The sequence below is a fragment of the Polaribacter gangjinensis genome, from assembly GCF_038024125.1.
Lineage (GTDB): Bacteria > Bacteroidota > Bacteroidia > Flavobacteriales > Flavobacteriaceae > Polaribacter > Polaribacter gangjinensis.
This window is the reverse complement of sequence record NZ_CP150662.1, coordinates 2,789,878-2,813,724: the sequence shown is the minus strand read 5'-3', so window position 1 is coordinate 2,813,724 and position 23,847 is coordinate 2,789,878. Positions and strand designations below refer to the sequence as shown.

General features: G+C 29.8%; 26 protein-coding genes and 1 pseudogene. 18 read left to right on the top strand and 9 right to left on the bottom strand.

Translation table 11 applies throughout. The features are described from left to right. Positions 1-13 precede the first annotated feature (13 nt). The 3 genes from WHA43_RS12375 to WHA43_RS12365 are packed head-to-tail and all read right to left on the bottom strand — an operon-like array spanning position 14 to position 2,683. Positions 14-772: a shikimate dehydrogenase family protein gene (locus WHA43_RS12375; RefSeq protein WP_105045041.1), complete on the bottom strand. Its 759-nt coding sequence runs from the start codon at positions 770-772 to the stop codon at positions 14-16. Next, complete coding sequence (locus WHA43_RS12370) at positions 750-1,760, bottom strand: DUF368 domain-containing protein (RefSeq protein ID WP_211290283.1); 1,011 nt, start codon at positions 1,758-1,760, stop codon at positions 750-752. Before WHA43_RS12370 ends, WHA43_RS12375 begins: the two co-directional genes overlap by 23 nt. Further along, a complete protein-coding gene (locus tag WHA43_RS12365) occupies positions 1,760-2,683 on the bottom strand; it encodes a DUF368 domain-containing protein (RefSeq protein WP_105045039.1) in 924 nt (307 codons plus the stop codon). The genes WHA43_RS12370 and WHA43_RS12365 overlap by 1 nt, the downstream gene beginning before the upstream one ends. A 99-nt stretch (positions 2,684-2,782) precedes the next feature. Between WHA43_RS12365 and WHA43_RS12360 the strand changes: the two genes are divergently transcribed. Next, positions 2,783-3,517, top strand: coding sequence for an MBL fold metallo-hydrolase (locus WHA43_RS12360; RefSeq protein ID WP_105045038.1), 735 nt, complete (start codon positions 2,783-2,785; stop codon positions 3,515-3,517). Between the two features lie 7 nt (positions 3,518-3,524). On the opposite strand, the gene WHA43_RS12355 is transcribed toward WHA43_RS12360, so the two are convergent. Continuing rightward, positions 3,525-4,895, bottom strand: coding sequence for a tetratricopeptide repeat protein (locus tag WHA43_RS12355; protein WP_105045037.1), 1,371 nt, complete (start codon positions 4,893-4,895; stop codon positions 3,525-3,527). 189 nt (positions 4,896-5,084) lie between these two features. Between WHA43_RS12355 and pyrR the strand changes: the two genes are divergently transcribed. The 6 genes from pyrR to WHA43_RS12325 are packed head-to-tail and all read left to right on the top strand — an operon-like array spanning position 5,085 to position 8,915. Further along, positions 5,085-5,624: a bifunctional pyr operon transcriptional regulator/uracil phosphoribosyltransferase PyrR gene (gene pyrR, locus WHA43_RS12350; RefSeq protein WP_105045036.1), complete on the top strand. Its 540-nt coding sequence runs from the start codon at positions 5,085-5,087 to the stop codon at positions 5,622-5,624. A gap of 1 nt (position 5,625) precedes the next feature. Continuing rightward, entirely contained in the window at positions 5,626-6,555 is a 930-nt protein-coding gene (locus WHA43_RS12345) for an aspartate carbamoyltransferase catalytic subunit (RefSeq protein WP_105045035.1), read from the top strand. A 4-nt stretch (positions 6,556-6,559) separates the two neighbouring features. Beyond that, entirely contained in the window at positions 6,560-6,892 is a 333-nt protein-coding gene (locus tag WHA43_RS12340) for a hypothetical protein (protein ID WP_105045034.1), read from the top strand. Between the two features lie 10 nt (positions 6,893-6,902). Beyond that, positions 6,903-7,223, top strand: a complete 321-nt coding sequence (locus WHA43_RS12335; protein ID WP_105045033.1) for a T9SS type A sorting domain-containing protein — start codon at positions 6,903-6,905, stop codon at positions 7,221-7,223. Continuing rightward, a complete protein-coding gene (locus WHA43_RS12330) occupies positions 7,220-8,137 on the top strand; it encodes a ribonuclease Z (RefSeq protein ID WP_105045032.1) in 918 nt (305 codons plus the stop codon). The genes WHA43_RS12335 and WHA43_RS12330 overlap by 4 nt, the downstream gene beginning before the upstream one ends. Before the next feature lie 13 nt (positions 8,138-8,150). Further along, the gene (locus WHA43_RS12325) at positions 8,151-8,915 is read left to right on the top strand and encodes a LuxR C-terminal-related transcriptional regulator (RefSeq protein ID WP_105045031.1); all 765 of its coding nucleotides are present in this window, start codon (positions 8,151-8,153) and stop codon (positions 8,913-8,915) included. A gap of 182 nt (positions 8,916-9,097) precedes the next feature. Here WHA43_RS12325 and WHA43_RS12320 read toward each other — a convergent pair whose 3' ends face one another. After that, entirely contained in the window at positions 9,098-9,463 is a 366-nt protein-coding gene (locus tag WHA43_RS12320) for a CoA-binding protein (protein ID WP_105045030.1), read from the bottom strand. A 95-nt stretch (positions 9,464-9,558) separates the two neighbouring features. On the opposite strand from WHA43_RS12320, the gene WHA43_RS12315 reads away from it, so the two are divergent. Next, entirely contained in the window at positions 9,559-12,039 is a 2,481-nt protein-coding gene (locus WHA43_RS12315; protein ID WP_105045029.1) for an outer membrane beta-barrel family protein, read from the top strand. Between the two features lie 63 nt (positions 12,040-12,102). Here WHA43_RS12315 and WHA43_RS12310 read toward each other — a convergent pair whose 3' ends face one another. Then, positions 12,103-13,110, bottom strand: a complete 1,008-nt coding sequence (locus WHA43_RS12310) for a 3-oxoacyl-ACP synthase III family protein (RefSeq protein ID WP_105045028.1) — start codon at positions 13,108-13,110, stop codon at positions 12,103-12,105. A gap of 187 nt (positions 13,111-13,297) precedes the next feature. Here WHA43_RS12310 and htpG point away from each other — a divergent pair, with 187 nt between their 5' ends. The 5 genes from htpG to WHA43_RS12285 all read left to right on the top strand — a co-directional run bounded on the left by htpG (position 13,298) and on the right by WHA43_RS12285 (position 18,672). After that, entirely contained in the window at positions 13,298-15,208 is a 1,911-nt protein-coding gene (gene htpG, locus WHA43_RS12305) for a molecular chaperone HtpG (RefSeq protein WP_105045027.1), read from the top strand. 122 nt (positions 15,209-15,330) lie between these two features. After that, positions 15,331-15,717, top strand: coding sequence for a hypothetical protein (locus tag WHA43_RS12300; RefSeq protein WP_105045026.1), 387 nt, complete (start codon positions 15,331-15,333; stop codon positions 15,715-15,717). A 128-nt stretch (positions 15,718-15,845) separates the two neighbouring features. After that, the gene (locus tag WHA43_RS12295; RefSeq protein WP_105045025.1) at positions 15,846-17,081 is read left to right on the top strand and encodes a DEAD/DEAH box helicase; all 1,236 of its coding nucleotides are present in this window, start codon (positions 15,846-15,848) and stop codon (positions 17,079-17,081) included. Between the two features lie 188 nt (positions 17,082-17,269). Continuing rightward, positions 17,270-17,785, top strand: a complete 516-nt coding sequence (locus WHA43_RS12290; protein WP_105045024.1) for a GNAT family N-acetyltransferase — start codon at positions 17,270-17,272, stop codon at positions 17,783-17,785. A 59-nt stretch (positions 17,786-17,844) separates the two neighbouring features. Then, positions 17,845-18,672: a sterol desaturase family protein gene (locus tag WHA43_RS12285; RefSeq protein ID WP_105045023.1), complete on the top strand. Its 828-nt coding sequence runs from the start codon at positions 17,845-17,847 to the stop codon at positions 18,670-18,672. 2 nt (positions 18,673-18,674) lie between these two features. On the opposite strand, the gene WHA43_RS12280 is transcribed toward WHA43_RS12285, so the two are convergent. Then, positions 18,675-19,082, bottom strand: coding sequence for a hypothetical protein (locus WHA43_RS12280; protein ID WP_105045022.1), 408 nt, complete (start codon positions 19,080-19,082; stop codon positions 18,675-18,677). Beyond that, complete coding sequence (locus tag WHA43_RS12275; RefSeq protein ID WP_226742939.1) at positions 19,069-19,434, bottom strand: RNA polymerase sigma factor; 366 nt, start codon at positions 19,432-19,434, stop codon at positions 19,069-19,071. The genes WHA43_RS12280 and WHA43_RS12275 overlap by 14 nt, the downstream gene beginning before the upstream one ends. 39 nt (positions 19,435-19,473) lie before the next feature. Here WHA43_RS12275 and WHA43_RS12270 point away from each other — a divergent pair, with 39 nt between their 5' ends. Further along, entirely contained in the window at positions 19,474-19,839 is a 366-nt protein-coding gene (locus WHA43_RS12270) for a transposase (RefSeq protein WP_226742937.1), read from the top strand. A 26-nt stretch (positions 19,840-19,865) separates the two neighbouring features. Continuing rightward, positions 19,866-20,696 (top strand): annotated as a pseudogene (locus WHA43_RS12265) (IS3 family transposase); the annotation flags it as partial. Here WHA43_RS12265 and WHA43_RS12260 read toward each other — a convergent pair. Continuing rightward, positions 20,688-20,957: an RNA polymerase sigma factor gene (locus WHA43_RS12260; RefSeq protein WP_394372826.1), complete on the bottom strand. Its 270-nt coding sequence runs from the start codon at positions 20,955-20,957 to the stop codon at positions 20,688-20,690. The pseudogene WHA43_RS12265 and the gene WHA43_RS12260 sit on opposite strands and share 9 nt — an antisense overlap. Before the next feature lie 146 nt (positions 20,958-21,103). Between WHA43_RS12260 and WHA43_RS12255 the strand changes: the two genes are divergently transcribed. The 3 genes from WHA43_RS12255 (at position 21,104) to WHA43_RS12245 (ending at position 23,734) form a co-directional block, all read left to right on the top strand. Continuing rightward, entirely contained in the window at positions 21,104-21,487 is a 384-nt protein-coding gene (locus WHA43_RS12255) for a DUF6249 domain-containing protein (protein WP_262903970.1), read from the top strand. 126 nt (positions 21,488-21,613) lie between these two features. Then, positions 21,614-22,939, top strand: a complete 1,326-nt coding sequence (locus tag WHA43_RS12250; protein WP_105045020.1) for a M28 family peptidase — start codon at positions 21,614-21,616, stop codon at positions 22,937-22,939. Continuing rightward, positions 22,940-23,734, top strand: a complete 795-nt coding sequence (locus WHA43_RS12245) for a M23 family metallopeptidase (protein WP_105045019.1) — start codon at positions 22,940-22,942, stop codon at positions 23,732-23,734. The last annotated feature ends 113 nt before the right edge of the window (positions 23,735-23,847 follow it).

Genomic DNA, 23,847 nt, shown 5'->3' with positions numbered 1-23,847 from the left:
TAATATTAATGATTTATAAATCATTCCAAATTCTCCACGATTCTTCTGCTTGCAATTGCAACATTTCTAAACCATTTTTAATTGTAGCTCCTTGTCTTTTCCCTTTTGATAAAAAGATAGTTTCTGCAGGATTGTATATCAAATCGTATAATAAATGATTTTTATTTAAAAATTGATAGGGAATATCAGGAAATTTATCAATATTGGGTGAAGTTCCAAGTGGAGAACAATTCACTATAATTGTATGACTTTGAATGATTTCTTGAGTAAGATTTTCGTATGAAATTTCATGATTTCCATTAGGATTTCTTGATACAAATTGAAACGAAATATTGCTTTTTTGAAGTACAAAAGCCACTGCTTTTGATGCACCACCAGTTCCTAAAATCAAAGCTTTTTGATGATGAGTTTTAAGTAATGGTTTGATAGATTTTTCAAAACCAACTACATCTGAATTATAACCTTTTAACGACTTATTTTTAGAAATTTTAATAGTATTAACTGCTCCTATTTGTTTGGCAGTTTCATCCAACTCATCTAAAAAAGGAATGATTTCTTGTTTATAAGGAATGGTAACATTGAGTCCTTTTAAATCATTTTCTGAGGCAATTATTGAAGGAAAATCATTGCAAGATGCAATATCAAAATTAAAATAGGAATGATTTTTTAATTGTAATTTTTGAAACTTTTCGGTAAAATAACCTCTTGAAAATGAGTAGGATATATTTTTTCCAAGCAATCCAAAAATGTTATTTTTTTCGTTTTCTGTCATAATAATCGATTGCTAAAATTAATCCTAAACCAAATAAAATACAAAGCACTGCAAAAAGAGTTTCATAACTTACAATTTCAGGAAGATACCGTTCGTAATTCTCTATGATTTTATTACCTTTTTGATCTAACAAAAAAGTGCCATTTTCAGCCAAATAAACAGTTTTTTTCCAAGGCCAAACAATGCCTAAAGAACCTGTTATGAAACCCAAAATCAAGGCATTTACAATTTTATTGTAATGTTTTAAAACATAGCCTAAGACATGAGAAATGGAAATCAATCCAAAGGCTGATCCTGCAGTAAAAACACTAATTATTTTGATATACCGCATTTTTGAAGCATCCGAAAAAATTTCAAAATTTCCAGATAATGCGCTTAAAATTACTTCTAATAAAACATTTACAGAATCTACCAAAAGCAATACATAATTGCCTAAAAGTATCAAAATAAAAGAACCTGAAAGACCCGGAAGTGTCATTCCAGAAACTCCAATAATACCGCATAAAAACACAAACCAAAGATTGTCATTTTCTTTTGCAGGTGTTAAAAAACTGATTGCCAAACCAATAATTGTTCCGATTAATAAAAAAGTTAAATTGGTTTTTGTCCATTTTCCAAAATCTTTATTGATGTAATAAATAGAACCTAAAATCATTCCAAAAAACCAACTCCAAACATACAATTCATAATGTTCTAAAAAGTAATCTAACACCAGTGAAACACTGAAATAGCTAAACATACTTCCAGACATGATTAGCAATAAAAACTGAGCATTTGTGTAAACATAAAAGCTTTTAAAGCGTCCGTCAATGAGAAGCTTAAATGCTTTGATATTTATTTTTTTAAAGGAATAAATCAATTCTTCATAAAATCCTAATACATAAGAAACTGCACCACCTGAAACTCCAGGAACTTTATTTGCAGCACCCATTGCCAAACCTTTTAAAAAAAGCCCAAGTTTATGTAATAAAGATTTTTTTATTTGCACTAGTTTTTGTTTGAAGCTAATTTTTCCATACATAAAATAAGAACAAAGCCTGAAATCGACATAATTATCGCCCAAATTAAATGCGCATCACCTTCAAATGAAAAGGGAGAAATACTTTGTTCTAGTAATGGTTTTACTTGATTATGACTATCTATATAGGTAGAAACTGTTTTTTTCCAAGGCCAAACTTTATTTAGAGAGCCCAACATGATTCCTGTTAAAACTACCAACATTTCTTGCTTGTAATGAGCAAATAACCATTTTAGCAATTTTGAGAATAGCAACAACCCCAAAACTACACCAATTGCGATGGCAGATAAAATTGTGAAATTTCTTTCGGAAATTGCAGTCATCACCACTGGATAAATACCAATTAACAATAAAATATAGGAACCAGATATTCCTGGTAAAATCATTGCACAAGAAGCAATTGCGCCAGAAAAAATTAAAAATCCGTAACTAATATCTGACGCATTTGTGGCGGGTAAAATGGTAATAACATATCCAAAAACAACTCCAATCACTCCTAAAAGTCCGATTTTTATATTCCAATTCTCAATTTGTTTTCCAATGTAAAATATACTAGCTAAGACTAATCCAAAGAAAAAAGACCACAACAAAATAGGCTCATTTTCTAGTAACCATTTGATTATTTTTGACAAAGAAACAATACTGATAAAAATTCCTGATAAAAGTGCCACTAAAAAGTTTCCATTTAGCTGTTTCCAAGCAGCTTTAAAACCTTGCTTTTGTAAGGTTTTTAACAAACTAAAATTTACACTACTTATAGACCCCAACAACTCTTCATAAATTCCTGATATAAAAGCAATTGTACCTCCAGAAACTCCTGGAACAACATCTGCTGCTCCCATTGCAATTCCTTTCAATCCAATTACTATATACTCTTTAACTGTTCTGCTCATGTTTAATTTTTTTGGCTACGAATATAGTTGATTTTAAAGAAAAGTTAACAATAGGCTTTATAGAATCTTAGTACCTTTGAAAAAATAAATTCAAATACGATGAAAATTAAATTATTTCTTTTGATGTTGACAGTTTCATTTTTCAATTTTAAAAATGAATCAAAAAAAGATGAAGTAAAAATTACTCCAATTTCGCATGCTACTGCAGTAATCTCATTTGATAATGAACGTATTTACTTAGATCCAACTGGAGGTGCAAGCGCATTTTCAGAATTTGAAAAACCAACCTATGTTTTAATTACAGATATTCATGGAGATCATTTTGACACAAAAACATTGAACGAATTAGATTTGTCATCAACAACCATTATTGCTCCAAAAGCGGTTGCTGATAAATTTCAAAATAGCAAAGCAAAAGAGATTATTGTAATTAATAATGATGAACAAAAATCGTTTAAAAACTTTTCTGTAGAAGCAATTCCGATGTATAATTTACGAGAAGAAGCGTTAAAATTTCATACAAAAGGCAGAGGAAATGGTTATGTGTTGACAATCAATAAAGAACGAATTTATTTTTCGGGTGATACTGAAGATATTCCAGAAATGAGAAATTTAAAAAACATAGACAAAGCTTTTGTTTGCATGAATTTACCTTATACAATGACTGTAGAAAATGCAGCAAATGCAGTGTTGGAATTTAAACCAAAAGAAGTGTATCCATATCATTACAGAGGAACAGGTGGTTTGAGTGATGTTGAAAAGTTCAAACAAATTGTAACCGAAAAAAACAACGCTATCAAAGTTGTTCAGTTAGATTGGTATCCCAAAAACTAATTAAAAATTATTCTGTAGCCTTTTTAAAGTCGGCAATTAATTTCTGAATTTTAAGATTTTCAACAAGTGTTGGAAACAATTCGTTCAATACAGAATGATATTCAAAATCAATTTTCAAAGCATCAATTAAATGTTTTTTTGCAAATTTTTCTTTGCTCAAAATAAAGAAAACTCCAGCCAATCTATATTCGATTTCAGCAAAATTCTTGTATATTTTCTGTGCTTTAAAAAGAATTGAAAGCGCTTCATTAAAATCACCTAAAAACACTAAAACATCAGTCAAAGATATGTAAACTGTCAAGTCATCATCATTCAAAACTAAGCAATTTTCATAACCAACTACGACCTCTTCAAACAAATTTAATTTCAAATTAATTTCAGCATATTTTCTCCAATACATTGGATTATCTTCGTCAATTTTCAATGCTTTTGCAATGTAATAAGCCGCTTTTTGATAGTTTTCTTGAATAAAATAAAGGTTTGTAATCAAAATCCAAGCTTTATCCAATAAAGGATCTTCTTGAACCGCCTTTTTGTAATACGAAATTGCAGCATCATATTTATGCAATTTTTCATAACATTCTCCAATTCGAACCAAGGCAAAAGCAGTAGGATCATCTAAATCTAAAGTTACTAAATAATGATCAATAGCTTCTTTGTATTGCTTTAATTCTTCTAAGGTTTTTGCTTTTTCTAAGTATCCACCAATAAAAGATTCGTCAATTAAAATGGCATAATCAAAAGCTGTTAATGCTTCTTGAAACATATCCAACATAAAATATTGCCTTCCTAATTGATGCCAAGCAACTTCGCAATAGGGATTTTTGTTGATATAATCATTCAAAAAAGGAATTGCCAATTCACTTTCATTGCACATATCATAACAGTAAATAATGTTGTACAATGCAGAATAATCTTCTTCATCTTCATTCAAACACTTTTCAAAGTATGATCGAGCATTTGAATAATCTTCTAAATACAAATATTCCATTCCTAAAAGCGACCAAACATCTAAATTATCATCTGTATAAACCAATGCTTTTTCTAAATTTTGAATGGCGTCTTCGTGATTGCCTCTTTTTGATAAAATTGCTGCTTTTTGAATAAAAACTTCCTCATTATGGGGGTCAATTTTTTCAATTTTATTCAATAATAATGTAGCTTTATCTAACTCATCTTCAAATACATACAACTCAACTTGCAGCAATTTTAAATCTACAGATTGCGGATGTTGTTCCAAACCTAATTTTACTGCTTTTTTAGCCAAAGAATGTTTACCAGCATCTAAATAATGTACGATAATTTCTTCAAATTCAACCAAATCAAAAAAGTAAACGCTGTTGGTTTTCAGCATAGATTCAAATTTCAATAGAGACATAGCTAATAGAATTGAATAATATCAATAAAAATACTATAACTAACTCTTATGATTTGGAGGATTGTTTTTTGTTTTCAACAATTTAATTAACAACCTATTTTTAAATTCATACTTTTTAATTTTGCGCATACATTAATTATCCCTAATTTTGATTTTCAATACTATCAACTAAAATTTGATAGGTTTCTTATGAGCAAAAAAATACTTCTTAACTCAAAAGATATTGAAATAATTCTCCATAGATTGGCCTGCCAATTGATTGAAAATCATAATGATTTTTCTGATACTGTTTTAATAGGTTTACAACCAAGAGGTTCATTTTTAGCTAATAGATTGGTACAACTTCTTGAAAACAATTATGGCATAAAAGATGTAAAACTAGGCTTGCTAGACATTACTTTTTACAGAGATGATTTTAGAAGACGTTCAGAGCCACTTGCGGCAACTTCTACAAAAATCAATTTTTTAATTGAAGATAAAAAAGTAGTCATTATTGATGACGTTCTATATTCTGGAAGAAGTGTAAGAGCTGCTCTAACAGCCATTCAATCTTTTGGAAGACCATTAAATATTGAATTATTAGTGTTGATTGATAGAAGATTTAGCAGACATTTACCCATTCAACCAAATTATAGAGGAAGACAAGTAGATGCTATAAATGAAGAAAAAGTATTGGTAACTTGGAAAGAAACACACGAAATAGACGCAGTTTACTTAGAACAAAAATAACATGGATCAGTTAAGTGTAGCACATTTATTAGGCATAAAATATTTAAAACCATCAGATATTGAGCTTATTTTTAAAACTGCAGATCATTTTAAAGAAGTAATCAACAGACCCATCAAAAAAGTTCCTTCCTTAAGAGATATTACCATTGCCAATTTATTTTTTGAAAATAGCACCAGAACAAAACTGAGCTTTGAATTGGCTGAAAAAAGATTGTCTGCAGATGTTATTAATTTTTCTGCTTCACAATCTTCTGTAAAAAAAGGAGAAACGTTGATTGATACTGTCAACAATATTTTATCAATGAAAGTTGATATTGTTGTAATGCGCCATGCCAATGTTGGTGCAGGTGTTTTTTTAGCAAAACACGTCAACGCAAAAATTATCAATGCAGGTGATGGCACTCACGAACATCCAACGCAAGCTTTGTTAGATTCGTATTCTATCAGAGAAAAATTAGGAACTGTAAAAGGCAAAAAAATCGTTATTATCGGTGATATTTTGCACTCAAGAGTCGCTTTATCCAATATTTTTGCACTGCAAATGCAAGGTGCTGAAGTAAAAGTTTGTGGACCAACCACATTGATTCCGAAATACATCACCAGTTTAGGAGTAACTGTTGAAACAAATCTAAAAAAAGCTTTAGAATGGTGTGATGTTGCCAATGTTTTAAGAGTTCAAAACGAAAGAATGGATATCAATTATTTTCCATCTACAAGAGAATACACTCAACTTTTTGGCATTAATAAAGAGATTTTAGATAATTTAGATAAAAAAATTGTAATAATGCATCCTGGTCCCATCAACAGAGGTGTAGAAATTACTAGTGATGTTGCTGATTCTGAACAATCTATCATTTTACACCAAGTAGAAAATGGAGTTGCAATAAGAATGGCAGTAATTTATTTATTAGCAGAACAGATAAAGAGATAAGTTTATGAACATCAAAAAAAAGAAAAAATACACGCTTATTTCTTCAGATGAAAATTCATTTTCTGATTTTTATACCTTATTTTTAACCCACAAAAATGATTTCGATAAAGAACATTTGGTTTTGTTGATTTCTGATATGTTGAAGGTTTCTAAAAAAGAATTTTTACAATTTTTAGATTTTTCAGAACATAAAAAAGAAAACGGCACATCATTTGTTATTGTTAATTCGAATGTTAATATTGATGATTTCCCCGAAAATTTCAATATTGTACCTACTTTACAAGAAGCAGAAGATGTTTTAGAGATGGAAGCAATTGAAAGAGAATTAGGGTTTTAAAAAATAGTATATGCTTAAAAAATTACTTTTTGTTTTTTTCTTTTTCACAATATCGATCAGTTTTTCTCAAGAAAAATCGATTGAAAAATTATCTGCTGCACCCAATCCTTTTTCCAATTCAACCATCATTACTTTTCATTCAGATAGCGATTCTAAAACTACTTTAACTGTAAAAAATATTCTAGGTAAAGTTGTTTATCAAAAAAGTGTTGAAACAATTAAAGGAAACAATTCACTTACTTTTTTAAAAGGAGATTTAACTGCCGGAATTTACATTTATACCATTCAAAATAAAGAAAATAGTGTTTCTAAACGATTGGTTATTCAATGAGTATACGTTTAACTATTTTGGGCTGTCATTCAGCAACTCCTCGTGTCAATGCTTTTCCTACTTCGCAATATTTAGAAATTAACGACCGACATTTTATCATTGATTGTGGCGAAGGAACTCAACGTCAAATGCGAAAATATAAAGTTGGCTATGCAAAAATCAATCATATTTTTATTTCACACTTACATGGAGATCATTTTTATGGTTTGGTTGGATTGTTATCAACTTTCGGAATTTTAAACAGAGAAAAAGAACTGCATGTTTATGGTCCAAAAGGCATCAAAGAAGCTACAGAAATGTTATTGAATATTTCGCAATCGCATGCAAAATACGAACTTATTTTTCATGAATTATCCTCATCAAAAAGCGAACTTATTTTTGAGGATGAAAAGGTTTCCGTGCATACAATCCCTTTAAAACATAGAGTTTATACAAATGGATTTTTATTCAAAGAGAAATCAAAACCTAAAAAATTACACATTCAAAATATAAATAATTACCCTGAAATTGATAAAGCTGATTATTTAAATATCAAAGCAGGAAAAGATATCGTACTAGAATCAGGAGAAATTATACCGAATGAAGAGTTGACTATTGCCTCTGAGAAACCTAAAAGTTTTGCCTATTGCAGCGATACTAGTTTTTTACCATCCATAATTCCGATAATTAAAGATGCTGATTTGTTGTATCATGAGGCTACTTTTTTATCAGACAAAGAAGATTTAGCTAAAAAAACATTGCATAGCACTGCTTTGCAAGCTGCAACAATTGCTAAAGAAGCCAATGTAAAACAACTAATTTTAGGACATTATTCTGGCAGATACAAAAATATTGAATTGTTTCAAGAAGAGGCAAAAACAATTTTTAACGAAACACTTCTATCCGAGCCAGGAAAAGTTATAGAACTTGTTTAAACTATTGTAAAATATGACAAATATCAATACAGCGTATAATGAAATTTTTAGTTCTTATCCGAATATTGAGATTAAAGAGCATATAAAAAAACTTATTGAACTTGATTTTTATTATCCTTACAACGCTACATTTTTTTGCATTACCAATACAGTAAATCAGAATTTTGAATATGTAAGCAAGAATTTTACAGCTTGTACAGGTTTATCTAGAGACGAAATGATTCATGGTGGAATGAATTTTTTCTGGTCTCTTTTTCATCCTGAAGATATTACTCTATGGCTTGAGTGTTTGAAAGATTTGATGACTTTTACAATGAACAATCTAAATGACGAGCAACGCAAAAGAATGAGTTACACTTGGAATTATAGGATAAAAAATGGCAATGGAAAATATACAAGTATCATTCAAAATACAACACCTCTTCAGTTTGATCATAACAACAAACCTGTTATTGGCTTGGCTCATTACACTGTTTTAAATGAGGATGTAAAAATGGATATTTGCGCATGTGCAAAATACTTGAACGAGAAAAATGAATATGAAACTCTTTATTACAAAAATATATCAAGTCAAAATTTACTTGGAGTTATAAGTAACAGAGAAAGAGATATAATAAGATTGTTACTACTTCAAAAAACAAGTATAGAAATCTCTGAAAGTCTCCATATTAGCAAGCATACTGTTGATACTCATAGAAGAAATATTTTAAAAAAGTTACAGATGAGTTCTACGTTTGAATTGGAAAACTATTTCAAAAATAACCGAAATCTAATTTAAAAATTACTCATATTGAGTATTGTAAGCATCTTTACTATACTTTAAGTTTGCAATAGCTAACCAACAAAAGTAGGCTGGATTGACTTTTAATTTCATCAAATTATTTAAAAAAAAATAATTTTGATATCAACTTATTTTGAAAAAGAGAAAGAATCCCTCAAACTGTCAATTCAGTTTACTTCTTAAAAATACTGATCAATCGAAATCAAAACCAACGTGCAAGCAACCTCTGCTATAATGTTATTTGATTCTAACAATTTCACAAACTCATCATTTTCTGCACCGGGATTAAAAATAACTCTTCTTGGTTTTAAAGAAATTACGTAATCATAAAATTCTTTTTGCCTTTCAGGATTCAAATACAACGTAACCGTATCAATATTTTCATATTCTTTTTTTTCATCATCAATGGTGACTCCTAAAACGGTTCCTTTTTTTTGCCCAAGTGCAACTACTGGATATTTTTTATCAAGCAATCTTTTGATAGCAATATTCGAATATCTATTTGGATTTAAAGATGCTCCAAGCACTAATGTTATATTTTTCATACTGTTAATAAAGCGTTAAAGAATAATTATACGTGTAACAAATATACTAAATAGCTTGTCTATAATACATCAACCAAAAAACAAAAATAAACTTAATGAAAAAATTAGTATGCTTTGTTATACTCGTTATAACATCAACCATTTCATTTGCACAAATGCCAAAATCAGCATTGCTTAAACCTGGATCAATCTCAGGGAAAGTCATTGACAATGCAACTAAACAAGAATTACCTTACGTAAATATTGTTGTAAAAGACATGTCAAAAAAAATCATAACAGGAGGAATTACTGACGAAAAAGGTGCTTTTATTGTGAAAGATTTACCCGAAGGAAAAAGTATTGTTGAAGTACAATTTATTGGATATAAAACTTTTGACAGAGAAATTTCCATTACAGATAAAAACAAAAGCATCAATCTTGGAACGATTTCTCTCTCTGAAGAAAGTGCGGTTCTTGATGAAGTTGTTATCAGGTCAGAAACATCAACAGTTGTTCAAAAAGTTGATAGAAAAGTGATTAATGTTGGAAAAGATTTAACTGCTGCAGGAACTACAGCATCAGAATTATTAAACAATATACAATCTGTAAGTGTTGATAGCCAAACTGGACAGATTAGTTTGAGAGGAAATTCGAATGTTAGAGTTTTAGTAGATGGCAGACCTACAAATGTGCCAATTGCTCAATTATTACGACAAATTCCGTCAACATCCATCAAAAGTGTTGAATTGATTACAAATCCTTCAGCAAAATACAATCCTGATGGAATGAGTGGAATTATCAATATTGTACTTAATAAAAATGCTAATATGGGATTTAACGGATCTGTAGATTCAGGAATTACTGCAGGACATTATGTGCGATATAATGCTTCAACAAACATGAATTATAAAACCGGAAAAGTGAATTTTTTTATGAATTATGGGCATAATAGTGGTGATAATTACAACTATGGTTTTGTAGAAAGACCTGGAGTAAACAATCAAAATTTTATTTTTGTGAATGACAATCGTTCTAATTTGATAAAATTCGGAGCAGATGTATTCATCAATGATAAAAATACACTTTCAGTTTATACCACTCAAAATTGGTTTAACGGATTTGCAAGTGGTAGAGCTTTGATTAGCGATGTAAATGGGAATGTAATTATCAATGCGCCAAATACACAAGAAAATTCATCTCCAACAGGAACCTACAATCTTAATTATAAAATTGATTTTGCTAAAAAAGATCACAATTTAGAGTTTGAAGCAACTTATTCAAATACAGATGGAACAAACTTTTTAAACAATTTGAACTTATTGCAAAATACATCAGATTTTGACTATGAAGTATATAATTATTACAACAATATCAATACAAAAAACAGCAATTCACAAGTAAATATTGATTATACAAATCCATTATCTGAAAAAACAAAATTAGAATTGGGTTTAGAATTTAGAGTTGATAATACAGACAACATCAACCTGACCAATCAAGAAGTTTATACGCTAGACAATAACAACAATATCAATGGTACTGATTTAATTGGAAGTTCTGATTTTGATTTTAAAAGAAAAATCTATTCTGCTTATACCAATTACGAAACTAGTTTTGATAAATTCACCATGCAATTGGGTGCTCGTTTAGAAAATTTTGTGGTTGATGGTGTTTTTAAACGTTATACTGACGAAACAAGAAATACGTTAAACAACACTGAAAATGTCTCTCAAAATTTATTGAATATTTATCCTTCTGCATTTTTTACATATAGTCCATCTGAAAAAAATCAATGGCAATTAAGTTATAGCAGAAGAATTGACAGACCCAATATTCAGCAAGTAAATCCAATCAGAGAATGGAGTACTCCTTTAATTGTATCTGTTGGAAATGCTGATTTAAGACCTCAATTTACCAATTCTTATGAATTGAATTATACCAGACAAATTAAAGGTGGCAATATTACATTAGGAACTTTTTATAGAAAAATAAACGATGTAATTTCTAGAATTACCAATGAAGATCCTGCAAATCCTGGAGTTGGACAAATATTGAGTTTTACAAATTTTAGTGATACAGATGCTTACGGACTTGAGTTTTCAGCAAATTTTAAAATGAATAATTGGTGGAGAGTAAACTCAAGTATGGATTTCTATTCACAAGAGCAATTAGGAAACATCAATAATTTAAACGGAAATCCTCAACAACTTTCAGTTCAAAACAATGTTTTTAATGCTAGAGTTAGCAACAGTTTTACAGCATCTAAAAATGTACGTTTGCAATTATTTGCCATGTACAGAGGACCTCAAAAAGACATTCAATGGGATGTTGAAAATATGTGGATGATCAATGCTGGTGCAAGTTGGACTGTTTTAAAAGGAAAAGGAACCATTAACTTTAGAATAAATGATATTTTTCAGGGAATGAAATTTGCTTTTAACTCTGCAAATCCATTCGTACAAAATGGTCAATTCAATTGGGAAAGTAGAACCACTTTCTTAGGATTTAATTACAATTTTGGCGGAGGAAACAACAAAGCAAAACAACGAAGAAATAGAGATGATAATGAAAAAGATGGTGGAGGTGGTTTTTTCTAATATTTGAATTAATTGAAAAATCCGAAGTTTTTGACTTCGGATTTTTTTTATTCTAAATTTATTTTACCAACGAATTACGACACTTCCCCAAGTAAATCCACTACCAAAAGCGGCTAAAACTACCAAATCATTATCCTTAATTTTTCCTTGTTCCCAAGCTTCTGTTAAAGCAATAATTACAGATGCAGCAGTTGTGTTTCCATATTTCATGATATTGTTATGCACTTTGTCATCAGATAATTGGAATTTTTTCTGAATAAATTGAGCGATTCTCAAATTTGCTTGATGTGGAATCAACATATCAATATCTTCCTTTTTCAAATTATTTGCTTCCAAACCTTCTTCAATTGCTTCAGCAAAACGAACAACAGCGTGTTTGAAAACAAATTGTCCATTCATATATGGAAAATAAGATACATCTTCAGGATCATTTTCTTTCAAAATTTCAGGAACCCATCTTCCAGTTGAAGGTCCATCCAACATCAATTCACGCGCATATTTTCCTTCTGAATGCAAATGAGATGACAAAATTCCTTTGCCTTTTTCTGAACTTCTTGATAAAATTGCAGCTCCTGCTCCATCTCCAAAAATTACTGTTACGTTTCTACCTCTTGTAGATCGTTCTAATCCTCCTGAATGATTTTCAGAACCAATTACCAAGATATTTTTATACATACCTGTTTTGATAAATTGATCTGCCACAGACAAGGCATATACAAATCCTGAACATTGATTTCTGATATCTAAAGCACCAATTGTGGGCATATCCAACATATCTTGCACACGAACTCCTCCTCCTGGAAAATACATATCTGGACTTAAAGTAGCAAAAATGATAAAATCGATATCATCTTTTGTCAATCCTGCTCTTTCTATAGCGATTTTTGCAGCTTTTGCGCCCATTGAGGAAGTATTGTCACCAGTTTTTGGATCAATCCATCTTCGTTCTTCAATTCCTGTTCGTTCTTGAATCCATTCATCCGAAGTTTCCATGAAAGCTTTTAAATCATTATTGGTAACAACGTTTTCAGGAACGTAGTAACCAAGACCTGTAATTTTTGAATTATACATATTTATTGGATGTAAAAATTAAGTTATCTGTAATTTGTCACTAACAAAAATAGTGATAAATTAATGGGTTTGCAAAACAAAAAAATAAGATATCAAAATTAAAAATATGACATGTTGTCATTCAAAAACCTTTGGTATTTTTTTTGACTAGAAAGTAACGAATATTAATATACAAACAATATAAATTATGAGTAAAGGAAATATCAATGTTTCAGTAGAAAATATTTTTCCACTGATTAAAAAATTCTTGTATTCTGACCACGAAATCTTTTTGCGTGAGCTTGTTTCAAACGCAACAGATGCAACCACAAAACTAAAACACCTAATTTCAATTGGAGAAGCTCAAACAGAATTGGGTGATGCTAAAATCGAAATCAGTATTGATAAAAAAGCAAAAACCTTAACAATCAAAGATCAAGGTTTAGGAATGACCATGGAAGAAGTTGAAAAATACATCAACCAAATTGCTTTTTCTGGTGCTGAAGAATTTTTAGAAAAATACAAAGATGGTAAAAATGACACAGGTGTTATTGGTCATTTTGGTCTTGGTTTTTACTCCGCTTTTATGGTGGCAAAACAAGTTGAAATTTTCACCAAATCATACAAAGACGAACCTGCTGCTCATTGGATTTGTGATGGTTCACCTGAATATACTTTAGTTGAACACGACAAATCTGACAGAGGGACAGAAATCGTTTTACACATTGCTGATGATTCTAAAGAATTTTTAGAGGAAGGAAAAATCAGAGGTTTGCTAAACAAATACAATCGTTTCAACCAAGTTCCAATTAAATTCGGAACTAAAAAAGTGAACGATCCAAATCATGAACCAAAAACCATCACAGACAAAGATGGTAAAGAAACTACTGAACCTCGCAAACAAATAGAAGTTGATGATATTATCAACAATACAAATCCTGCTTGGACAAAAAAACCTGCTGATTTAGAAGATGAGGATTACAAAAATTTCTATCGCGAATTGTATCCAATGCAATTTGAAGAATCGTTATTTCATATTCATTTGAATGTTGATTATCCTTTTAATTTAACCGGAATTTTATTCTTCCCTAAGTTGACACAAAACTTAGACATGCAAAAAGATAAGATTCAATTATATCAAAATCAAGTATTTGTAACGGATAATGTGGAAGGAATTGTGCCAGATTTCTTACAAATGCTAAAAGGAGTTATTGATTCTCCAGATATTCCATTGAACGTTTCTCGTTCGTATTTGCAAGCTGATGGTGCTGTGAAAAAAATCTCAGGATACATTACTAAAAAAGTAGGTGATAAATTGTCATCACTTTTCAAAGAAAATCGTGAAGATTTTGAAAAAAAATGGAACGATATCAAAGTGATTATTGAATACGGAATGTTGTCTGAAGACAAATTTTATGACAAAGCAAAATCATTTGCCTTATACCCGACTGTAAATAACACTTATTTTACGTTTGATGAACTGATTGAAAAAACAAAAGATTCTCAGACTGATAAAGACGGTAATCATATTTTATTATATGCTGCCAACAAAAATGCACAACACAGTTATATTGAAGCTGCAAAAGCAAAAGGCTATGAAGTATTGCTTTTAGATTCTCCAATCATTTCGCATTTGATGCAAAAATTGGAAACTTCTGGAGACGGAAAAGTGAAATTTTCGAGAGTTGACGCTGATCATATTGATAATTTAATCAAAAAAGACGATACTGTAATTTCTAAACTTTCTGATGAAGAAAAAGAGAAATTAAAACCAATTATTGAAGCTGCTGTTCCATCACAAACCTACACAGTGCAATTAGAATCTTTAGATTCAAACGCATTTCCATTCATGATTACAGTGCCTGAATTTATGCGAAGAATGAAAGAGATGAGCGCAACAGGTGGTGGCATGTTTGGTATGGGAAGTTTACCAGATATGTATAATTTGGTTGTAAATACCAACCATGATTTAGTTTCTAATATTTTAAACTCAACTGATGAAACTGAACAAAAACGTTTGATTTCACAAGCATTTGATTTGGCGAAATTATCTCAAAACTTATTGCATGGTGAAGAATTGACGAACTTCATCAAACGTTCTTATGAGTTGATAAAGTAGTTTCATTGAAACGTATATTTTTTAAACCTCTTTGTGTAAACAGAGAGGTTTTTTTCTACCTTTAATCCTCATTTATAAGATTTAAAAACATTTTTTTGTAACAGTTAATTCCTAAACGTACAATGAAAAAGACACTTCTACTTTTAATAATACTTTTTAACTTTTCTTACAAAACTCAAAGTCAAGAATACAAAGAACACTTAACTGTCATAAATACTTTTCTTGAAACTTTTGATAATGGTTATTATGGTCCACTTTCTGTAGATGATGTTTATTTATATTGCAACATAAAAGGAAATAGACAATCTAAAATAATCATTTCAGAAATTTCAAAAGCAGCCATAGTAACTCCTCAAAAAGAAGTTAAAATACAATGCAAAAATGACAAATGTGTTACTGGTGTTACTGGAGACTTGTATGATTCGTTAACATTTAGAACAGACTTAAGTGGTTTTGACACAGAATATTTTGCTGTACTCCTAAATTTATTAATCGATTCTATAAAATAAAATATGAAGTTTTAGAGCTTAATTTATTTGAAAAAAATTAGGTTTTTATCAGATTTAAATAAAATAAGTGTCATTAAATTTCCGAATATAAGAGTATCTTTTAGCCTACCTTTGCAAAAAAATAATCAATGCAATTTTCTGAAATTTCACTAAACAAATCCATCTTAAAAGCAGTTGCTGAAGCTCGTTTTCATACAGCTACTTTAGTACAGCAAAAAGTAATTCCGTTAGTTTTGGCAAAGAAAAATGTCATTGTTGCTGCACAAACTGGCACAGGAAAAACAGCTGCTTTTGCTTTACCAATCATAGATTTACTTTTTGAAAAACAAGATGCAGAAAAAGGAGAAAAAAAAATAAAAGCATTGGTGATTACGCCAACTCGCGAATTGGCAATTCAAATTTTTGAAAATTTTAAAACTTTCAGCAAATATTCAAACCTGAGAACAACAGCCGTTTATGGAGGTGTTTCTTTAGAGCCTCAAAAAGAAATCTTAGCCAAAGGCGTTGATATTTTAATTGCAACTCCAGGTAGATTTATTGACCTGCAAATGCAAGGAAACATTGATGTAAATGCTGTTGAAATTTTTGTGTTGGATGAAGCTGATTTAATGCTAGACATGGGTTTTATATATGATGTTGAAAAAATCGAACAATTATGCCCCAAAAAAAAGCAGACCTTATTATTCTCTGCAACAATTCCTGATAAAATTGACGAATTAGCAAAATCAATTGTAAAAAATGCGGTAAAAATTGCCATCAATCCTGAGGAAACTACTGCCAAAAACATTGGTCAATTGTTGTATTATTTGCCTAAAAAGAACAAAACAGATTTGTGTTTGCATTTGTTAAGAAATACCATTAACGGACAAATCATCATTTTTAGACGCACCAAATTTGGTGTTGATAAATTAGAAGAATCCCTATTAAAAAATGGCTATAAAGTGAGTAGTATTCATGGAGACAAAACACAAAACCTTAGAAATAAAGCAATTGAAGATTTTAAAAATAAAAAAACTTCTATTTTAATTGCCACTGATGTTGCTTCAAGAGGAATTGATATTACGAATGTTGATGCGATTATCAATTTTGATATTCCAAATATTCCAGAAACTTATGTTCACAGAATTGGAAGAACTGGAAGAGCAGGAAAATCAGGAATTGCATTTTCCTTTTGTTCACCAGATGAAAACGAATACATCAAAAACATAGAAACATTAATTGAAAGACCAATTAAAGTTATTGATGAACATCCATATCCTATTTCAGCACCAAAAAAGAAAAAACCGCAACAAAATACGTTGAGTAAAAATAAAAAAGGAAGAAAATCTGAAGCTTCTAAAAAGAATAAAAAACGTTGGTATTAAACTAAAAAAAATGAAAATATAATAATTGATATTTTAAAATAAATATATAATTATCAAACAAGTAAAAATTTACTTTGTGTATTTTGTGACTTCTTAGTGTATTTTGTGACATAGCTATTTCAGTAAGTTTCACAAAGAAGTCACAAAGTTACACTAAGTTTTTAATTTAAAATCATTCAAAATTTCAAATGATTCAAATTCAAAAAGCAACAATTTACGATGCTAAAATCCTGTCAGAAGTAGGATTTAATTCTTTCAAATCAGCTCATGGTCATAGCGCACCAAAAAAAGATATAGAAGAATACATGTCTCAAAATTTCACTGAAAATGTATTTTTTAAGGAATTATCCAATGAAAAAAATCAATTTTATTTGATAAAATACAATGATGATATTGTAGGTTACACTTTGGTGATTTTCAACAAAAAAGAACCACAAATTCCTGTCGCAAATCCTGCTTATTTAAGTAGAATTTATTTATTAGAAGCTTATTATGGTTTGGGTTTAGGAAAACAATTGTTTGATTTTATCAAATCACTTTGTATTGAAAATAAGCAATCAGGAATTTGGTTGAATGTTTGGGTAGAAAATCAAAGAGCGATTAGTTTTTATAAAAAACAGGGTTTTGAAATTGTGGGAAAATCAGATTATCAAATTTCTACAACGCATTCCAATCCAAATCATGTAATGTTTTTACAATTGTAGGTTTTTAAAAACTGCTTGAATTTTACTATCTTTCCATCACTAAAATTCTTTTTTTTAAAATGGAAAACTTTTTAAACTTCTTTGAAAATATGCCTTCTTGGCAAAAATTAGTTTGGATATTTATTTGTATAACAGCCAATTGGATTATTGAGATATTCATTCCATTTTTTAGTTTCAAGTATAAAAAATGGAAACATGCAGGCGTAAATATGGTCTTTTTAGCTTCGGATGTAACTATCAATATCCTCTTTGGAATTGTTACTGTGGGCATTTTTTCATGGCTTTCTGCAAATCAATTTGGATTATTATACCTGATTGATTTACCTATTTGGATAGAATTAATTATCGCTATTTTGGCATTGGATTTTGCTGCGCAATATCTTGTACATTATTTGTTGCATAAAGTTCCTTTTATGTGGCGTTTTCACATGATTCATCATTCAGATACTACTATTGATGCTACAAGTGCTACAAGACATCATCCTGGAGATTATGCTTTTCGTGAAATTTTTGCGTTGGTAATGATTGTAATTTTCGGAATTCCGTTAGCTTATTACCTTTTTTACAGAATGGCAACTGTATTTTTTGGGTATTTGACACATGCTAATTTTTATGTTCCTATGAAAATCGATAAAATTTTGAGTTATGTTTTTATCACACCAAACATGCACAAATTTCATCATCATCGTGAAATGCCTTGGACAGATACCAATTTTGGAAATATTTTTTCGTTTTGGGATCGCATTTTTGGAACATTGACTTTTGATGACCCAAAAAAAATTATTTATGGATTGGATTTATTGGATGACAAAACGGATCAAGATATTATCTATCAATTTAAAATTCCTTTTGATAAAAATATCCAACTAAAAACGGATAAAAAATAATCTTATTCAAAGCGTTTATCGAAATGATTTTTTAAATACAACAACTGAAAAATCAACATTCCTCCAAATAAAAGTAAGGCTATTAATGTGATGTTTGACAATGATAAAAATTCGAAAGTTTGAGAAAATTTCATTTTCGAAAGAAATGAAAAATCAAGTTCAGGAATTGTAATCATTGATTTTTCTGATGTTTTTGACGAAAAGAAAAATACTAAGATTGCCACAGTTAAAATTGCGAACCATCCTTTTTTTGAAATTAATTCTTGTTGCGAAAAAACTACACTTTTTTGATTTTCAATGCGTTGCATCAAAAGTGATGTAAAATCTTTTGAAGGACTATCAAGTTCAATTTCTTTCACATATTTTTTTGCAAAAGCGTCTAATTCATTTTGATTTTTAACTTCTTCCATAATGACTTATAATTTCTGGCTCAACAAAGGTTTCAACAATTGTTAGTAATCTTTTTCGAGCTCTGTGTAATTTTACTTTTAAATTTGTTTCTGACAATAACGTGACTTCGCAAATTTCCTTTAAAGATAATTCATCATAATAAAACATCCAAATTATGGAACGTTCATCTTCTGGTAATTTCAACAAACAATTATCCATTATTTTTGCACGTTCTTTTTGTTCTAACTGTTGTAAAGCAGAATCAAAAGAAGCTATTTTATGATAATTTATCTCATTGATTTCCAAAGTATTATTATGTTTTTTATTTTTCTTAATCGCATCTAATGAGGCATTGTAAGCAATACTGTACAATGACCCGTCCTAAAAAAAGGCTACATAATTTTAAACATTATGTACAAAAACGACAGAGTAACCAGACGTTACAGTGAACCTTTTAAATTAAAAATTTTATCCGAACTTACCAACGGAAAATATAATAAATATCAACTTGGTAAACTTTATGGTATTGCTCCTACAACCATTAATGAATGGATTCGGAAATATGAACGTAAAGACCTTATGAACACTAGAGTTATGGTAGAAACTAATGATGAAATATCTCGAATTAAAGCGCTTCAAAAAGAAATTGAACAACTTAAAAAACTTTTGCTAAAAAAAGATTTAGATCAAATGGTTGAACAATCTTATTTAGAAGTTGCTGCGCAAAAACTAGGCTATAAAAATGTTTTGGAACTTAAAAAAAAACTAAATATTTAGCCTTAACATTTGCTGTAGATAATAACAAAGGATTTGCTTCTATTTCTGCCATTTGTGAATGTTTTAATCTCAAAAGAGATGCCTATTATAAATACAAAAACAGAGCTGATAATCGTATTTCGATAGAACAAAAAATAATTCATATTGTTAAGAAAAGACGCAAATCCTTACCTAGAGAAGGCGTACGTAAGCTATTAAAATCTTTACATGATGATTTTGATAAACAGCATTTAAAAGTTGGTAGAGATGCTTTATTCAAGATACTAAGACAACATAATATGCTTACACTTAGAAAGAAATACAGTTGCAGAACTACAAACTCTTATCATCGATTTTATAAGTATAACAATCTTATAAAAGAAATCAAAGTTACCAAACCTAATCAAGTATGGGTCTCTGATATTACCTATATCAGAACTTTAAAAGGGTTTTGTTATTTAGCGCTCATTACAGATATGTATTCTCGTAAAATTGTTGGTTATGACCTAAGTAATAGCCTGGAACTAAAAGGTTGTGTAAGAGCTCTTAATAAGGCTTTGTACAAAACAAAAAACATAAATGGACTCATACATCATTCTGACAGAGGAATACAATATTGTAGTAATGTATATACGCAAATATTGAAAAGAAATAACATAGAAATCAGTATGACTGAAGAAAATCATTGCTACGAAAACGCAATGGCTGAGAGAGTTAATGGAATTTTAAAAGATGAATTTTATTTAGATCAAACATTTATCAACACAACTCACGCAAAAAGAGCTGCAAAAAATGCAATTAATTTATACAACCAAATAAGATTACACTTATCTTTAAACTTTAAAACACCAAATATGGTATACCAATTATCAGCTTAAAATCATTTTTAACCTGTAGCCATATTTTAGGACTAGACACAACCAAGTTGAAAACTTTGAATCTCCTTGAAATTTACTCAAATTTTGATACGCTTTTATAAATGTATCCTGACAAATTTCTTCAGCCTCTTCCCTATTTTTTGTCATTTTTAATGCCAATGTAAAAACCATATTTTTATAAGCATCTATAAGATAAGCAAACGCATTTGCATCTCCTTGCAGCACTTTTTGAATGTAATATTGGTCGTTAGTTGGTTTCATTTTAAACTATGACATGCTTATTCAATCAAAGGTTACAAAAAATAAAAATTATTTTTTTATAATAATTTGTAACCTCTTTAAAAAATGAATCGTCAAAGCTACAAACAACATAAAATTAATCATTTAACTCATTAAAAAAACAAATCATGGAAGAAGTTGGTGTATTACTAGTAATTTTTGGAAGCATATTTGGGGTATTCTATCTATACTTTTCAACTAGAAACAAAGAACGTTTAGCATTGATAGAAAAAGGTGTAGACGCAAGTATTTTTATGAAAGGACATGCAAAAAAAGCGGCTCCTTTTTGGAAAATCCTCATTTTAAACTTAGGTTTATTAGCATGTGGTATTGGTTTTGGAATTTTATTAGGAGCCGTTTTAGCATTGAATTTTGCTTATGATGGTCCTTGGGAAAATAGACCAAGTATTTATATTAGTCCTGAAACTTTTTATGCAGCATCCATTTTTATATGTGCTGGAGCATCTTTATTAATAGGATTTACTTTCACAAAAAAGTTAGACAAAGAATAAATAAAATATTAAAATATTCTTAAAACCACTTCAAAATTTGAAGTGGTTTTTTTATTGTTAAAAAGCGTAGTATCTTTAAAATCTATTTTTGCAAAACCAAAAAATAACTCAAACATTATTTTACCAATGAAAAAAATAACACTATTATTCTTCATTTTCACTTCAGTAATTATTGCACAAACCGATCAAAAAATTTACGATATCATCAATAATGTCTCAGAAGAACGACTGAAAAACGATGTAAAAACACTAGCAGATTTTGGTACAAGAAATACATTTTCTGATACCATTTCTGAAACTCGTGGAATTGGCGCAGCAAGACGTTGGATTAAAAAAGAATTTGATAAAATTTCTAAAGATTGTAAAAATTGCTTGACGACTTTTTATCAAAAGGATTTTGTAACCACAAAAATGAGCAATAGAGTTCCAAAAGATACTTGGATTGTAAATGTAGCTGCTATTCAAAAAGGGACGAAATATCCCAACAGATATATCATTATGACTGGAGATATCGACTCTAGGAATAGTGATGGATCTGATTTTACAAAAGATGCTCCAGGAGCAAATGACAATGCTTCAGGAATGGCAGGAACCATTGAAGCTGCTAGAGTTTTGAGTAAATATAAATTCGAAAATAGCATTATTTATTTAGGTTTATCTGGTGAAGAACAAGGACTTTTTGGTGGTGCAGGATTTGCAAAATATGCCAAAGAAAAAGGATGGGAAATCATTGGGGTTTTTAATAATGACATGATTGGAAATATTACTGGAGTTGATGGTGTAATTGATAACAGAACTTTCAGAATTTTCTCTGAACCTGTTCCTCCAACTGAAACTGAAAGAGAACGTAATGCACGTCGTTTTTATGGTGGTGAAGTTGATGGAATTTCAAGACAATTGGCAAGATATGTGCACAAAACGACCAAAACTTATATGCCAGAAATGAATCCGATGATGGTGTATAGATTGGATAGATTTGGACGTGGAGGACATCATAGACCTTTTAATGACCTAGGTTTTGCAGGCATCAGAATTATGGAAGCTCATGAAAATTATACACAACAACATCAAGATATTAGAATAGAAAATGGTATCAAATATGGTGATACTTTTGAACACGTAAACTTTGGATATGTAAAAAAATTAACGGCCGTAAATGCTATCAACTTGGCAAATTTGGCTTGGGCACCACCTTCGCCAACTGAAGTTGCAATTGGCGGAATTGTAGAAGCCTCTGCAAAATTAAAATGGAATAAGGTAGAGGGTGCAAAAGGTTATAAAATTTATTGGAGAGATACTACTTCGCCAACTTGGGATCATAGCAGGTATGTTGAAAATACCGAGTTTACTTTAGAGGGAATTGTAATAGACAATTTCTATTTTGGTGTAGCTACTGTAGGAGAAAATGGTCATGAAAGTGTGGTTGTTTTTCCAAATAAAATTATGAGATAAATGATAGTTAGGTTTTTTCTGTTCTATTTGTTAGTATTTCTATATGCTGAGGAATTGAAAAGACCTAGCTTTATTTCTTTTGAAATCAAAAAAGATTCGATCAATGTAATTTTAAAGAATCCAGTTTTAGGAAATACATTCTTAAAAATTACAAATCACAAAACCAAAAAAGAACAATTTTTAGACTTCAAAAAACCAGACACTTTAACAATCCTAACGTTTCCTCTATCTAAAACAGATACAATCTCAATTATTAAAAATTATAGTTTTAATCTGTATTATGGCCCTTCAAACTTATCGTCTTATGATACCCTTTACAATTATAACTTGCCTTTCTTAAAAGGAAAACGTTATAAAGTACTACAGGGACAAAATACAAATTTTACTCACAAAGGAAATTTTTCTAAATATGCCATTGATTTTAAAATGAACATCGGACAAACTGTTTGTGCCATAAGAGATGGATTAGTGATTCATGTTAAGGAAAACTCTGGTAAAGGTGGCAACAACAAAAAATTCTTTAATGACGCAAACTACATCCTAGTTGCTCATTCTGATGGCACCTATTCGCAATATGTTCATCTTAAAAAAGACGGAGCCATTGTCTCTAAAGGTGATTTTGTAAAAAAAGGGCAACCAATTGGTTATTCTGGCAATACAGGAATGAGCACAGAACCTCACTTACATTTTGGAGTATTCAAACCAACAAAAACAGGCTTTTACTCAATTCCTTTTATCCTAAATGCGATTCCTTCAAGCCAATATAAAAAAGGGAAATTCGCAAATAATCAATAAGATTATTAAAATTTATCTTTTTTTAATATAAATTCATTAAAAAAATATCGAATTTATTCAATTAATAGCATCATTTTTTTTGTTGAGTTAAAATGATGTTAAAATAAATATTT